Origin of the sequence: Shewanella sp. HL-SH5 (assembly GCF_051163755.1) — a bacterium.
Lineage (GTDB): Bacteria > Pseudomonadota > Gammaproteobacteria > Enterobacterales > Shewanellaceae > Shewanella > Shewanella glacialimarina.
The window spans coordinates 123,345-138,230 of sequence record NZ_CP195038.1 but is presented as its reverse complement, the minus strand read 5'-3'; the positions used below and the strand labels follow the sequence as shown (position 1 = coordinate 138,230).

The 14,886-nt window shown below is 39.8% G+C and carries 14 protein-coding genes; 4 read left to right on the top strand and 10 right to left on the bottom strand.

What is annotated here, in order from left to right:
- Window positions 1–14 precede the first annotated feature (14 nt).
- Window positions 15–533: a malate synthase gene (locus ACRWQM_RS00585; protein WP_226412508.1), complete on the bottom strand. Its 519-nt coding sequence runs from the start codon at window positions 531–533 to the stop codon at window positions 15–17.
- 157 nt (window positions 534–690) lie between these two features.
- Between ACRWQM_RS00585 and ACRWQM_RS00580 the strand changes: the two genes are divergently transcribed.
- Window positions 691–2,220, top strand: a complete 1,530-nt coding sequence (locus ACRWQM_RS00580; RefSeq protein ID WP_434927552.1) for a DUF3612 domain-containing protein — start codon at window positions 691–693, stop codon at window positions 2,218–2,220.
- A gap of 87 nt (window positions 2,221–2,307) precedes the next feature.
- Here ACRWQM_RS00580 and ACRWQM_RS00575 read toward each other — a convergent pair whose 3' ends face one another.
- Entirely contained in the window at window positions 2,308–2,781 is a 474-nt protein-coding gene (locus ACRWQM_RS00575) for a CYTH domain-containing protein (RefSeq protein WP_434930907.1), read from the bottom strand.
- 339 nt (window positions 2,782–3,120) lie between these two features.
- On the opposite strand from ACRWQM_RS00575, the gene ACRWQM_RS00570 reads away from it, so the two are divergent.
- Window positions 3,121–4,641: a flavocytochrome c gene (locus ACRWQM_RS00570; protein ID WP_434930906.1), complete on the top strand. Its 1,521-nt coding sequence runs from the start codon at window positions 3,121–3,123 to the stop codon at window positions 4,639–4,641.
- Window positions 4,642–4,669: 28 nt separating this feature from the next.
- A complete protein-coding gene (locus ACRWQM_RS00565; protein WP_434930905.1) occupies window positions 4,670–5,023 on the top strand; it encodes a cytochrome c3 family protein in 354 nt (117 codons plus the stop codon).
- A gap of 112 nt (window positions 5,024–5,135) precedes the next feature.
- Here the strand turns inward: ACRWQM_RS00565 and ACRWQM_RS00560 are convergent, their stop codons facing one another.
- Complete coding sequence (locus ACRWQM_RS00560) at window positions 5,136–6,008, bottom strand: LysR family transcriptional regulator (RefSeq protein WP_434930904.1); 873 nt, start codon at window positions 6,006–6,008, stop codon at window positions 5,136–5,138.
- Window positions 6,009–6,129: 121 nt separating this feature from the next.
- Here ACRWQM_RS00560 and ACRWQM_RS00555 point away from each other — a divergent pair, with 121 nt between their 5' ends.
- The gene (locus tag ACRWQM_RS00555) at window positions 6,130–6,789 is read left to right on the top strand and encodes a TetR/AcrR family transcriptional regulator (protein ID WP_434930903.1); all 660 of its coding nucleotides are present in this window, start codon (window positions 6,130–6,132) and stop codon (window positions 6,787–6,789) included.
- A gap of 16 nt (window positions 6,790–6,805) precedes the next feature.
- On the opposite strand, the gene ACRWQM_RS00550 is transcribed toward ACRWQM_RS00555, so the two are convergent.
- The 7 genes from ACRWQM_RS00550 to ACRWQM_RS00520 form a co-directional block, all read right to left on the bottom strand.
- The gene (locus tag ACRWQM_RS00550) at window positions 6,806–7,027 is read right to left on the bottom strand and encodes a DUF6445 family protein (protein ID WP_434930902.1); all 222 of its coding nucleotides are present in this window, start codon (window positions 7,025–7,027) and stop codon (window positions 6,806–6,808) included.
- 687 nt (window positions 7,028–7,714) lie between these two features.
- Entirely contained in the window at window positions 7,715–8,767 is a 1,053-nt protein-coding gene (locus ACRWQM_RS00545; protein ID WP_434930901.1) for a hypothetical protein, read from the bottom strand.
- Window positions 8,768–8,770: 3 nt separating this feature from the next.
- The gene (locus ACRWQM_RS00540) at window positions 8,771–10,267 is read right to left on the bottom strand and encodes an AAA family ATPase (protein ID WP_434930900.1); all 1,497 of its coding nucleotides are present in this window, start codon (window positions 10,265–10,267) and stop codon (window positions 8,771–8,773) included.
- Window positions 10,268–10,344: 77 nt separating this feature from the next.
- Window positions 10,345–11,522 (bottom strand): IS3 family transposase gene (locus tag ACRWQM_RS00535; RefSeq protein ID WP_434929781.1). Its coding sequence is split into 2 segments (ribosomal slippage): window positions 10,345–11,264 and window positions 11,264–11,522, totalling 1,179 coding nucleotides; the frame shifts between segments, so codons are not numbered across the junction.
- Window positions 11,523–11,882: 360 nt separating this feature from the next.
- Window positions 11,883–13,235, bottom strand: a complete 1,353-nt coding sequence (gene gorA, locus ACRWQM_RS00530; RefSeq protein WP_434930899.1) for a glutathione-disulfide reductase — start codon at window positions 13,233–13,235, stop codon at window positions 11,883–11,885.
- Window positions 13,236–13,313: 78 nt separating this feature from the next.
- A complete protein-coding gene (locus ACRWQM_RS00525; protein ID WP_434930898.1) occupies window positions 13,314–13,841 on the bottom strand; it encodes a hypothetical protein in 528 nt (175 codons plus the stop codon).
- Between the two features lie 95 nt (window positions 13,842–13,936).
- Entirely contained in the window at window positions 13,937–14,725 is a 789-nt protein-coding gene (locus tag ACRWQM_RS00520; RefSeq protein ID WP_434930897.1) for a hypothetical protein, read from the bottom strand.
- Window positions 14,726–14,886: the final 161 nt, after the last annotated feature.

Genomic DNA, 14,886 nt, shown 5'->3' with positions numbered 1-14,886 from the left:
AGTTAGCAACAGGCTTAACGCTGGTGCATGGCGTAATCGCTACCATCTTTAGCAGTAAACACTTTGCAACGGCCTTCGGTTGGTTTGCAGCTTGAGTGTAATAAGCTGATCCATTGTTTGTAAGGAGTCGGTAAATTCTTAATTGGCATTTCAATTTGAATATCTTCAATGTTCGCCAAATCATCAGAGCCAATATCGCCCTGGCGGTCGAAACAAATTTCAATATGAGTGTCATTATTTTTTAATACCACTGATGTTGGCTCGCTTTTATGACCCGTTAGCGCAACAAATTGGCAAGGATTTAATAAACCACATTGTGTGCCATCTTTTAAAAATGCAAGCAAGTGCGTGTAGTAAACCACATAGCTAGTCACATCTTGGTGTGAGCCTGTTGCTAATGGAAATTGAGCGTCTAAAAATTCTTTCGCATTAATAGAGCGGTCCAATGGGTTAGTGGTTGCCACAAATTGCTCACCAATGAAGTGGTTAAGGTTTTGGGTAGATGTTTTGCTTGCTTGAGTAGACATGTTCATAGCCTTATCCTCTTCTTTTAATCGTAGGTCACATTATTTTATTTATAATGATTCAAAATGGTTTTTAATTTAAGCCTTGTTCACAGCTTGATTTTTAGTCTATGCTATTTTTACTAAGAATTTCACAATAAAAATTTTACAGTGTGAATTATACAAAATGAGAAATGATAAAAGCTTGATGCGAAAGACCCATTTTCTGGGCACAAAAATAAGAAACTTGCGTAAACGCAACAACTTAACCATGGAAGACTTATCTGCCCGCTGTATGCGAGTAGACGCTAACAACTCACCTTCTGTGTCATATTTATCTATGATTGAACGTGGTAAGCGTGTGCCAAGTGCCGATATGCTTGCGGTTATTGCAGTGGTTTTCCAAAAAGAAGTCGGCTGGTTTCTGGATGACGTGCCAGAAGATCACGCTATTACGCCTGAAAAAGGCAATAAAGGTGGCATTAGTGGTATGCCGCTGGAGCCAAGCTTTTTATTCTCTAATGATATTTTACAAATTGCGATACCCGAAATGCTGTCGCAAACCGGTACATCGGGCAGGCAGTTTGCCCACTTGCTAATCCGCGCGCACCAAGAGCATCACCAAAATCATTTTCCTGATTTAGAGCGTGCCGCTGAAGATGTGGGTTTAAAACGTATGCCCTTAATGGCCGATGACATGCTCACCATTGCCGCCAGAATGGGATTAGTGATTAAGTGGATTGACCGCACTCCGCAAGAAATTCGTGATGAAATGGGCGCAAGTTCACATCAATTAGTCACCTCTTTTTTTGAACCACCCGGCACGATTTACTTAAACAACACCTTGAAGAATCGACCTCATCGTTTGAAATATGATTTAGCGGTGCATATTGGCCATTGTGTATTACACAATAAAGATGGCTTAAAGTCGGTGATGACCTCAGGGCGAAAAGAAGAAGGTGATGACAACGGTATTCCGCAGTCAAACACCCTTAATGCTCAAGATATTTTGCATGCTTGGCGTGATTTTGAATCAAGCTTTTTTGCCGGTGCCTTACTGTGTCCTAAGGTCCCCTTCAGGCAATTGCTTGATCGTCACGGCTATGAAATTAGTGTGCACAAGCAATTACAAGTTTCGGCATCGGTTGCTATGCGTCGCATGACAGTAGTGTCACCTTACCCACATTGGCACTTCTTTGATGCCTATGCGCCAGGCAAATTAAAAGCGGTATATCGCGGCAATGGTATTCCGCTGCCATGGGGCAACATGCGTTTAGTGGAAGACCCTTGTCAGCACTGGGCGGTGTTCAGAATGATTAACGAGCCGTCATCTGGTACGTCAGCGCAAATTTCGATTCTTAATGTGGGTAATCAGCCGCGAATATATTGCTGTGAATCTATTAAGGTTGAAGACTCAGCGGGTAATCCACATGTGTTGTGTGCTGGAATTGATTTAAACCCAGCCATTGATGCCCAGGGTAAAGATTCACTGTCGATTGCCAATGATTTGAAACAAGCGTGCGCCTCTAATGGTGGCTCTGTGGTTATTCCAAGGCACATCAAACAAGATCTCACCAGTGTGGCTAAAATTCTTAACATTAATTGGATTGAACGCGGCATTAAAAATGACGCCCGCTTAATTTGCTCACGCGGCGCAGTGTGTCCAAGGCAGCCAAGTTGTTACGCTGTCGGTAAAAATTTATGTGAAGAGAATTAACTCAAACACTGTCAACATTAAAATGCCGTTTAAATATCAATTTAAACGGCATTTTATTCGCTTACAAAAGATGTGACCAATAGCAGCTTAAGCCCATTGGCTATATGGCTGCTTCATTAATGAAGAATTGTAATAACGATTATCGCCAGTCACCTCTTCACCTAACCAATCCGGTTTTGTCACAGCTTGCTGTTCACTTTCTAGCTCAAGCTCAGCCACTACCAAACCTTGATTATCACCATAAAACTCATCGACCTCAAATACTTGGTTTTGATATTCCACCAAGTACCGGGTTTTATCAATCACCCCTTGTTCACATAATTTGAGCAAGTCTTGTGCCTCTTGCACACTGATTTCTTTTTCCCACTCAAAGCGTGACAAACCGGCTTGATTACTAATGCCTTTGATGGTTAAAAAGCCTTGTTCACCCATTATTCTAACCCTTACTGTGCGCGATTTTTCAGAGTTTAAATATCCTTGAACAATTCGAGTTGAGCGGTGAGCAAGTGATTTAAATTGGTCATTCTGTACAAGGTACTTACGTTCAATTTCGACAGTCATATAATAATATTCAGCTAAAGATGATTGGGAGTATTATTGAAAGTTATCACCTATTTGTATAGCAATTTATGCCCTTGCGATGGTCATAACTGATCTTACAGTCAACGGTCTTCTAACCGATTTATGCAGCAGAACTTCAAACTGACGGAAATGACACTATGACCATTTGGAATCAATTCCAACTGGTGAGAAAGCTCACGCCACCAACAAAACTGCTACCTACTTTTGAGTATTAACAATCCGTTCATTTATTAGCCTAAAACTGCCATCAGTTCCCATTTTGGAATTGATTCCGGCCTTATTCTTATTGTGTCGAATATAAGAAAGGGGTGATGATCCATGAGCAATGTAGATCTATTAGGGCGCCGTAAGTTTATCGCGGGACTAGGTGTAGCGGCAGGAGCAGCCATGGTTGCACCAGCAATGGCTATATCCGAAAAAGCGGATGGCGTTAAATGGGACAAAGAAGTTGAAATTGTCATTATTGGTTCTGGCTTTGCAGGCTTAGCCGCAGCCATTGAAGCCAGTAAGTTAGGCGCTAAAGACGTTCATATTTTTGAAAAAATGTCTTATTTTGGTGGTAACTCATCTATCAATGGTGGGTTATTTGCCGCACCAGTTACGCCGATGCAAAAGACAGAAGGCGTAGACGATTCAGTTGATCGCATGGTGGCTGACCAATTAGCGTCAGGTCGTGGTATTGCCGACGAAGCACTATTACGTCATGTTGCCTCCCATGCAATGGAAGCATTGCAAATGACTTTGGATGCGGGTTCTGAATACCATCCATATTTACAGCAATTAGGCGGTCACTCTGTAGCAAGAACCTACCAAACTACAGTGAGCTGTGGCGCAGGAATTACCCAACCACTTTTGCATAAGTGTCGTGACTTAGGTGTTAAAACCCACAATCGTTCAAAATTTGAAGGCTTTCTTGTCGGCAATAAAGGCGAAGTGTTGGGTGTTAAAATGCGTGACAATTACCACTTTGGTGAAGACCAGCCTGGTAAAGTGCTCAACATTCGCGCCAAACGCGGTGTGATTATGGCCACTGGTGGCTTTGCACAAAATGTTAATTTAAGAATGGCACAAGACCCAACGCTTACCGCTGAAGTGGGCTGTACCAATGCTCCAGGCGCTACAGGCGAAGGTATGTTTGAAATGTTCCGTCTTGGCGCAATTCCTGTGCATCTTGCGCATATCCAATCTGGCCCATGGGCATCACCTGATGAAGGCGGCTTTGGCTATGTGTCTAACTATGCTATCTACAACTTCCCACATTCTATCGCGGTTAACCGTTTAACTGGTCAGCGTTTTATGGATGAAATTGCCGATAGAAAAATACGTGCAGATGCTGAATTAGCCTGTCGTGATGAGCAAGGTAATCCATTACCGCCTATTTTAATCACCAGTTTTGAAGACTCTAAAAATCACCCTAATACTGAAAAAGTAATTAAGTACAATGTAGGTTGGAAGTTTGATTCAATTGAAGATTTAGCAAAGCATTTCAATGTGCCACTTAAGCCATTAAAAGCTCAAATTGAAGAATATAACGGCTATGTCAAAACGGGTAAAGACTCACAGTTTGGCAAGAATATGGTTAAAGCTGCTGGCAAGTATATTAAAGCCCCCTTTACTGTGGTGCGTTTATGGCCAAAAGTACACTACTGCCAAGGGGGTGTGATGGTAAATACCAAGGCGGAAGTTAAAGATAGCTTCACTGGCGCGCCGATTACCGGCCTTTATGCTGCTGGTGAAGTGTGTGGTGGTATTCACGGTGTTAGCCGCTTAGGTAGCTGTTCAATACCAGAGTGTATGGTAATGGGGATGACCGCTGCCCGTAGCATGATGACCGTTTAGTAAAGACCAGATACAAGAGGAGTTATTGATGAAAACATTAAAAATTATGCTTGCACTGGGCTTACTTAGCTTAGCCAGCTTATCAGTTCAAGCAGTAGAAATTAGAGATTACCACAAAGATGTTATCGGTAAAGATTGTAAAAGCTGCCATGACAATGGCATCAAACAGTATCCCTCAGATCAAGCCTGTTTGCAGTGCCATGATGTTGATGACTTGGCCAAGCAAACCGCCAGAAGTGAAGAAGAAAAGTGGCAAAATCCACATAATAACCTTCACTATGGTAAAGAGTTACCTTGCCAAGAATGTCATGGTGAGCATAAAGTTAAAAAACCACTCTGCAGCAACTGCCATACGTTTAAGTACGATAAACATAAGGAATAAATAGCATAAATTCCATTGCAGTTTTATTCTTTGTAAAAGCGGTAATGAAGATTAAATTTTAAAAATGCCAATCTTAATCAGATTGGCATTTTTATAAGTTCGTTAATCGAGATTAATTAACGCTGCGAACGTCTGCTAATTCTTGCACATTCGATTTTAACAACGAAATAAGTTGTAGCGTAGTAGCTGTCTGTGTTTCAGGATTAACATACAATGACTCATTAAACATCGGTAAAGGCGGTAATCCGTGCTCTATCGGGTCAAGTATTTGCATTTTATCTGTAACCCTAAATTCTGCGATAGGCGCAACCACAAGGTCAGTTTCAACCGCCATACACAAGGCGTCAGGAGAAGGCGTTGATAACAGCACGTTAATTGGCCGCATTGAAAGTTGGTGGTTAGCAAACACCTGGGCACGAATGGGACAATTTTCAGGATAAAGCGCCATTGGAATAGTGCTACGTAAATGTGCTTGGCCATTTTTGGCTGCAACCCAAATAAACTTTCGCTCAAACAACAATTCACCTTGAACGGGTGGCTGCCAATGTGTTGCCACTATTAAGTCAAAGTCCCCCTGCTTCAAACGCTTATAAAGATTACCACTGACGTCGGTATCAATAACCAACTCAATGCAGGTGAACTCACGAATAAACTCCAACAGAAAACTCTTTAAGTATCGTTTGATGTAATCAGTAGGCACACCAAGACGAATAACCTCACGATTAACGCAATCTTTCAAATCATCTAACGCTTGTAAATGCAGCTGAGTCATTTTATAGGCATAGTTCAATAGCGTTTTACCTGACTCAGTCAAGGTTACACCTTTGTTATCCCTAATCAATAGTTCTTGGCCAACACTCTCTTCCAGTTTTTTGATTTGCAAACTCAAGGTCGATTGAGTTCGGCATATCTTTTCGGCCGCTTTTGATAAGTTGCCGCTTTGTGCAACGGCGATAAAACCTTCCAGCAATTCTATTTTTAACATGGGCTATTGATATTATTCATAGTGCTACCAGTATTACTCAATGCCCAACAAGTTAGAAGTTTGTTACTGTTTAAATGTGATGCTGTAGTCAAGATCTTTTATAAAGTGTGAGGAGTGTAATATGAGCAGCTGGGATCAGCGTGGTAAGTACTTAGTTGACGTGTCACAGCGTTGCTTAAAAGGTCATAAAACCTTTGACTTATGCCGCTCTCATTTAGTCCAAGCTAGCCAGATTTCAAAGGGAACAATTTATAATCATTTTAATAGCGAAGCGGATTTAATCGTAGCTGTAGGGTGTGATCAACTAGAGCGCTGGTTAACACAGGCGCGCAATGACTCTGAAGTATACCTCGACCCTTATACTCGGTTTATCTACCATCATTGCCAGCGCTTATATTCAATTTTATCTGAAAAGATGTTTGTTATTGAACGTGTACTGCCCAATGATGACATTCTCAGTAAGAGCAGCGATGCATTTCAAGAGAAGTTCAAAACATTGGCAGCGACTTATTATCACTGGAACGCTGATGCGATTAAAGAAATTGGTGAAATAAACGGTTTTGATCGAGTAGAGTTGGTTATCCAATATTTACGGGGTGCATTGATTAATATTGACGATGCTCAAAAACAATATGATTCCCCAGAACTCTACCACCAGCTGAGTTACGCCCTAACCCAATTAATAGGCCATTCAAATAAACGTATCCCTGCGTTGAAAGACTTTAAAACTTGGTTATTAACACAAGGTCAAAGTAGGAATGTATCAATTAATCTTAGCTAATCAATTATCTAAAGCGTTAATTCACATTGGAAAAAGAGTTAATTGTGGTGCGATTGTAAGGAGATGATTTGTCAAACTCCACTGCTTCAGTAATATTAGCACTATGGAGAATATTGCTAGCATAAATGATTAACCGGTTAGATTTAGCATCAACAGAAAACACTTTTTCAAAAAATTGATCCGTTTCGTTGATAGAACCCCATCTTACATCGGCCGCTTGTTTTACCTCTTCCACCATTTTAAATTCACCGCTTTATCCTCATGCATTAGTTTAAGTTTATCGATGCCGTTAACAAGGCGAATTAACGCATCAAGAGCCAGCCTATTACATATCAACACAGTTAGCTGTGCAACGAGATGTTTTATATGTATTTATTATCCAGATCGGTGATCATTTATACTGACCACCAACGACTGAGTATCAAGGGTGCAGGGTTGGAATAAATCATCAGACAATAAAAAAGCAAACACTGTGGTTTGCTTTTTTGCTCTCGATTACTATCGCTTACTTACTATTATCTCATAGTAACGAATTACTCTTTATATAATACTCTGGAAGAGTTCTGGAAACCCATGCTCACTCTATCTTTGTAGCTCTTTTCCAGAAAAGTAAAAAAATTAAAAGAATTTTGAGAAAAATAAAGTCTGGAAAATATATTTTCCAGACTTTAAAGTACATCGCGCTGGTTGCCATACATACTAAGAGGGGAATTCAGCACGGCAAAAACGTGCTACCGCTTTAGCACCTGTATCAGTCTTAGCATCCTTTACTAGATACAAGCACTCCGTGAAGCTTTTGGGGCCAATCAACAAAATCCTCAAAGGGGGATTTTGGTTAACAATATACGCAATAGAGATACTCGATATAATTAAAATTAAAATTAACCAATCTACTATTCTTATCTGATATTTCAACTCACTGTTTTTATTCATCAACGACTCCAATTCCTTTACATAGCTTACATTCGCTCGAAGTCATTACGTAAGTGCCGTGGCACTTAGTGCACTCTTTATGTTGATATGGTTTGCAATACTGGCAGTTTATTGTTTCTTTTCCCTTACACTCTGGGCAAGTATTCACTACCTCTGCTGTAGGTTCAGTTCTTTTTTGATCTTGAGTATTGATAAATTTTCCACTGCAATACCATTCTGAGTTAGCTAAAGCACCGTACATAGTTCCTTGCCATGAATTTAAGTGTGCGCTTTCATATGATTTTTTTTGTTCTAGTAAATAAAGCCTTAAGCTTTCTTTTCCTTCACGATTGAATTGGTTCATGCAATAGTTGTAGATATCGCTCAACATATCAGCTGCCAAATCAGTGAATATATCGTTTAAGTTGTATGATATAAAATGAGCATCTACTTTTAGAGCCAGTTTTTTTGGCTTAACAAGAATGCTATCAGTATAATATGAAATTACAGGTGGGTTAGACTCCTCTACAACCTTTGCAAATAACCACTGCACCTTTGAAACATCATCAAAATAAGGGTGTAAACTTTGTTTCCTTATGTCTACAGAGAAGTCATCATTTTTATCCTGATTACAATCGCGGCATGATGGAACTAAATTTATAGGGGTTACAGAAAAAATTGGGAAGTGAGCTTTAGGTAAAAAATGGTCTAGATTCTTTACTTTTCCAACAGAGCAGAAAGGGCACCGTTTGTTTCTTGTTATTAATAGCTTATCGTATGTAGGCCTACCAGGCCTGTCTTTTTTTGCAACTTGATTTTCATAAAGTTTTTTGAGTTCATCTTTTGTAATTAATGGGGGGGAATGCAATTTTCTATCTTTTAGTTTTTGATCTATAACTATATATAGTTCATGTTTACTTGATTTCGACTCATAATCTAATGATGCTGTCACAACTTTATCTGAAAATTTAATAAATCTTGCTCGTAGAGCTGCTGAACCGATACCATTAACACAAGTAGTGAAAAATGTTCCAACATCGAAATTAGGTTTTTTTAATAACCGCATTAGCTACCCCTGACGCTTATCGCGGTTATAAATTAGCGCTTTTAAAATAGAGCGACCTTCCAGCCCTAGTTGATTTTTATGCATTCCTAATATTTCTTCATAACTACTCTTACTTTCTACATACTCGGTTAGTTGCTTATGAAATCCTGATTCTTTAACTTCTAAACCAAAGACTTCACGAGTTAATATCCCAGTGTTTTCGGCGTAGGTTTCAGTTTCAAATCTTTGAACAGATGTGAGCTCTTGAGTGTAGCGAATAATGTTCCAAACACATTTTTTTGGTACTTCCTGTAATACCACTGGTGAATGAGTTGCAATAATTGCGATACCATTTCTGTATATCAATAAATCAGATAATGAGCTCATAAATGCTGACAGTAAAGGAGGGTGAAGGTGACCTTCTGGCTCATCTAATAACACTAATGATCTTTCTTTTACTTCAGTTATAAGCTTGGTTATTATAAGCAACACAATAGCGTGGCCAGAGCTCATAGTAGAAAATGAATGCTTGGCAAGCTTTACTACGTTATTGATATCTAAGTCATCCTTGGCGAGGTTGGTTAGTTTCATATCTTCGAAGTTATCGTCAGATTGAAGACGCTTGATCGCATTTACCCAAAGTTTTTTAGTATGCCCAAATCTAAAACACCTTTTTAAACTTTCAATAAATTCATCTTGTAATTTATTTTTACTTTTTAATTCTGATGAATACCCTTTTTCAAGATTTTCTTTCAACCCAATATATGAAAAATCAAGTAAATCGTTAGCTTCTTCTTTTAATCGTTTATTATATTCCTCAGGGTACTCAAACGAGTCAAATGCACTGAATGAGACCAGCACGACACTTTTAAAATAATCAGCTGGCATCAATTTATAACCATGCTCATTGCTTTGGTAAAATTTACCATGCTTACCGTTCTCGAAGCTAAGCTGGCTGTATGCCATGTTGTTTAGTAGTGTTGTTTTGCCCGAGCCATTTCGACCAATTAGGACGTGTATATTCGATGGTGGAATACTTTCCGGTTTTGTTTCAAATTCTAGTTCAATGTCATTAAATGAAAATTTGAAATCGAATTCAGTTCTTTTTGAGGATCCACTTAGTATGACGTTGAATTTTTCTCTTATTTCATCCTCATCTATATTTCTACATAATGAATCGCGAAAAACCTTTTCATTTGTTATTTTTTTTAGCTCTGTTAGGTCTGATGCGACATCGTTTAAGCCTTCTAGTATAAGTTTTCTTTGATCTTCGGGAATTGTCATCAACTTTCTATAGTATTCAACATCCTGACCTAAAGAGAATATATCATCGAATTTCGAAAATGATTTAGGAAGGTGCTTGAATGTATATGAATACTCTTTATCCGGAACAAATTGTCCAGTATAGCCGACTTTTATATGTCCTAAATCATATCTATTGTTCTTACTATCAATGATTATGAGGTTAAAGGATGTTCGAAAACTATAATCATCCCAATGATCTTTCTCGAGGTAAGCCATTATCCTATCGGGTGATGATTCTTTTTTTGTGTTAGGTTCGACAACTTCAAATGTTATTGACACGTGATATGTAGTGGTCAAGTAAAATTGGCCACGGTTTTAGAGTCATTCCAATATAAACGTTCTGACTCATTTGGCGTTAACCCACCATTATATTGATGGGGCCTAGTTTCACTGTAATATCCAGTGATGTAATTTGTGATCGCTTTGTCTGCTTCTGTAAAATTCCCATAACCATTTACAGGTACCCATTCAGATTTCAAACTTCTAAAGAAACGCTCCATTGGTGCGTTATCCCAACAATTCCCGCGACGACTCATACTTTGCTCAATCTGAAGACGCCATAATAACTGCCTAAATTTCAAGCTAGTATAATGCGAACCCTGATCACTGTGATAAATCACATTCTCAGGTTTACCCCTTAACTCAAACGCCATATTCAAGGCTTTGCACGTCAGTTCACTATCTGGCGATAATGACAAAGCCCATCCCACAGGTTTGCGGGAAAATAAATCTAGAACAACCGCTAAATATGCCCAACGATTACCGACCCAAACATACGTCACGTCGCCACACCACACTTGATCTGGTTGGGTAACAGCAAACTGTCGATTAAGCGTATTAGGGATAGCTACATGCTCTTGTGTTGCTTTCCTATAAGCATGCTTAGGCTGCTGACAACTGACTAACCCAAGCTTTATCATGAGATTACGGGCTCGATAACGACTAAGTTTAATCCCTTTGTTAGTCACTAATTGCGCTATCGTTCGAGCACCGGCAGAGCCATTACTAATACGATGCGCGGTCTTCACTTCACTGCATAAAATTGTAAAATCAGCATCAATATGCTCTTTTCTTTTTAGCCAATATTTATAGCTACTTCGATGCACTTTGAATGCATTACAAATTGTGAGAATAGAGTGGCTCTGCTTGAGTTGGCTGATTAGCGCAAATTGTTCATCGAGTCTGACATCAAGAGAGCGGTAGCCTTTTTTAGGATTAGATTATGCTCCTCAATACGTGCTATGTGTTTCTTCAACTCACGAATTTCAATTTGTTCAGGGGTAATGGGAGAGGCTTTTGGCGTGCCACCCTGGCGTTCTAGTTTTAACTGTCTCACCCATTTATCCATGGTTGATTTACCCACGTTCATCGCCTTTGCAGCTTCGATGATGCTATGGTTTTTATCTAGGACTAATTGGGCTGCTTCAAGTTTGAATTCAGGACTAAATGTTTTTCGGGTTGTCGATCTCATGTGTTCACCTAAAGTAATTTACGAGGTAATAATATCACCTCTATTTAGGTGGCCAAAATAACTATGCCACTACAGACTGCTGAGTTTAGATTCTTAGACCTTCGGATATTAACTAGGTGGTTGAACCACAGATTTACTGGAAGTAGGTATTGATGATTTGCATTATAGAAGGTTGGAAAACCATCTAGCTCAATAGGTTTATTTAATGAGGATTTGGGGTGTATACGGGGAACACTGATTGAAGATGAAATAACAACGTATGCCATAAAATTTACCCTCATTAAAAGTAATCTATTTAATGAGGGTAATACAGTTTTTCCAGAGTATCAAAAACTACAGTTTAGTTTTCCAGAAAAAGATCTACATAGTAACGAATTCTTCAGCACCCGTTGGATGTATCGCAACAACTGAATCAAAATCTGCTTTGGTTGCGCCCATTTTCATTGCAACGCCAAACCCTTGCAGAATTTCATCCATACCAAAACCGATACCGTGAATACCTACTACCACTTCATTATCTCCAGCACATACTAGCTTCATTTTACAGGCTTGACGGTGTGCTGTGACAGCTGTGTACATTGAGGTAAAGCCTGAGGTGTAGACTTTCACCTTATCTTTACCGTACTGCTCAATCGCTTCGGGTTCGGTAAGCCCCATAGTACCAATTGGAGGATGACTAAACACCACAGTAGGGATCAGGCTGTAATCCATTTTTGCATTAGGCATTTGACCAAATAAGCGCTCTGACAATAAACGCCCCGCTTTGACTGCAACAGGAGTTAGCTCTACACCACCTTCCATAATATCGCCAACACAGTAAATGCCTTTTGCGGTAGTATTTTGTTGCTCATCGGTTACTACATAACCTTTGGCATTTAAAGTAACATCAGTATTTTCAAGACCGATATTATCCGTTGCTGGTGAACGCCCAATCGCCCAAATTAGCGTGTCTACGGTAATGCTATTACCGTTTTCAAGCTCTAGCGTTAAGCTAGCATCCGCATTTTTAATCACTTGCTTTGGCGTACTATGAGTATGTAATGTTGGGCCATCGGTTGCCATTGCTTCAACAAGCGCATCAACTAAGATAGGGTCAAAGTTGCGCAAAGGTGCATGTTTACGCACTAATAAATGAGTTTCGCTACCAAGGGCATGTAATACGCCTGCTAGTTCGACAGCAATATAACCCGCACCCACTACGGCGACGCGCTTTGGTTGTTCACGTAACTCAAAGAACCCGTTTGAATCGATACCGTACTCGGCACCTGGAATATCAGGAATAGTCGGCGCACCACCGGTTGCGACCACAATATGGTCGGCGGTGTAATGCTCACCATTCACTTCAATGGTGTTGTTGTTAACAAACTTGCCGTAACCGTTTAATAGTGTCACTTTGTTGCTAGCAAAACCACGGCCGTAAGCTTCGTGAATACGTCCAATGTAAGCTTCACGATTATCAACTAAGGTGTTCCAATCAAATTTATTAACTGTGACATCAAAACCATAATCTTTGGCATAAAGATTCATGGCATCTGCGACGTGCGCACCATACCACATCACTTTTTTAGGCACACACCCTACGTTTACACAGGTGCCACCCACATGTTTTGCTTCAATAATTAATACTTTTGCACCGCGCATTGCTGCACGATTTGCTGATGCGATACCGCCACTGCCGGCACCCAAAGCAATATAGTCAAAATGTTGAGCCATGATAATCTCCGCTGCAATTGATATGGCTATTGTAGGGAGGAAACGACTTGGATGCTAGGTGCCATTAATAAACTCGCGTTAACGTTTGTACTGGCATCGGTCGTGATCACCCTGAGAAGGTCCTTTTCCTGCGCACTGCAAACATTTCCACTCAGATAACCTCGCGGACAACTCTTTTTCAAAATGTTGTTGATGGCGGTTTTCTGTTCGAACTTTACCTTGCAAATAGGTAATACGATTATGCAGCCAGCGACAACTGGGATCATCGGCCATTTTAGCGGCTGCGGATGATTTTGTTTTGGAGGATGTTTTTCCTGACCCTTTGATGGATTTTGTGGCATTTTGTAACCGATATGGCGCAACTAATGCTTCTTCAGCATCATATTCAAGTGAAAATGAAGGCTGACTTATCTTAATAGGTTTACCTTCACTGTCATAAACACCATCTTTACCAAGCTTTACTGCTGATTGATTATTAAGCTCAGTTTGTTTTAACTTTGTATTAGCAGTTAGCTCTGCCCAATCATCACCGGCAATACTTTGATTAATACTTGAAAGACAAATGAGAGAAAATAAGACAGAACAGAATAAAATGAAAAGTTTCATAATGCATCCTTGCAAAAAATGAGGTAGTAAAAGCACAACAAGCCAGTTGCGCTTTAAAGTGTAGACTAAGTTTCACATAAAGGTGCAATAGTCATCTAGCCGAATGAGAAAGCACAGTTAACATGCACACCAACATAGGTTTGATTTAAACTCCCCGTCACACCCTCAACCAATGTTTCACGCTTAATATCCTCTAATGCTTTAGTACGGCTAAAGTGCGCTGACAATTCCACATTGTTAGATAGTGCATAACCCACTTCAACACCGAACTGTATGTGGTTAGCACCATCATGTTGCTCAGTCACATATTGGAAATCAAAGCCCTGGAGAATATATGGCGTTACATTAAATAGTTCAGTAATCTCCCATGGGCTATGCAAGCTCACTTCAACAAAATACCCTGCAGCTTCAGTGGCATAGGTGTAACTCACAGCAGGCACTAACCAATCTATTCCAGTATAGGTGAGTGAACTAAATAGCTCATTGTCTGAACCGCGTTCATCACCATAAAACTCTAATCGCTGAAAACCCACAGTCGCTTCAAGTTGTTGATGTAAATGAATTGTATATTCAACACCAAAGTTCCACTCAACATAATGCGTTTGATCGCCACGCCCCAATGCGGCAAAAGCCATTAAATCATCTTGAATCACACTCGCAACGCCCCAGGCAATGCCGCCTTTATCGAGGTTATTGCGCCCTTCGGAGATATACTCGCTATCCCAAGCCATATCTAATGCAAACTCAGACGCTGACAGTTCTTGAACTGACGATGTTAAAAGGATACCTGCCAAGGTGAGCCCCATCATCGCGGTTCGCAAAAGATAAACCTGACTTAAAATATAAGTACTCATGATTGCTGAAACAGAAGGTAACTTTGTCATAATGATTATTGACTCATCGAAACAGAAATTAACAATTTTAGTGATACTAACCAATAGCGGCAATAAAGATAATGATAACGAATTGCATTTGCGATCTAGTTGTCAATAGTGCACTGTAAATAGCATGTAAATGCAAATCGGGAGCAAAATCACTTTTTTTA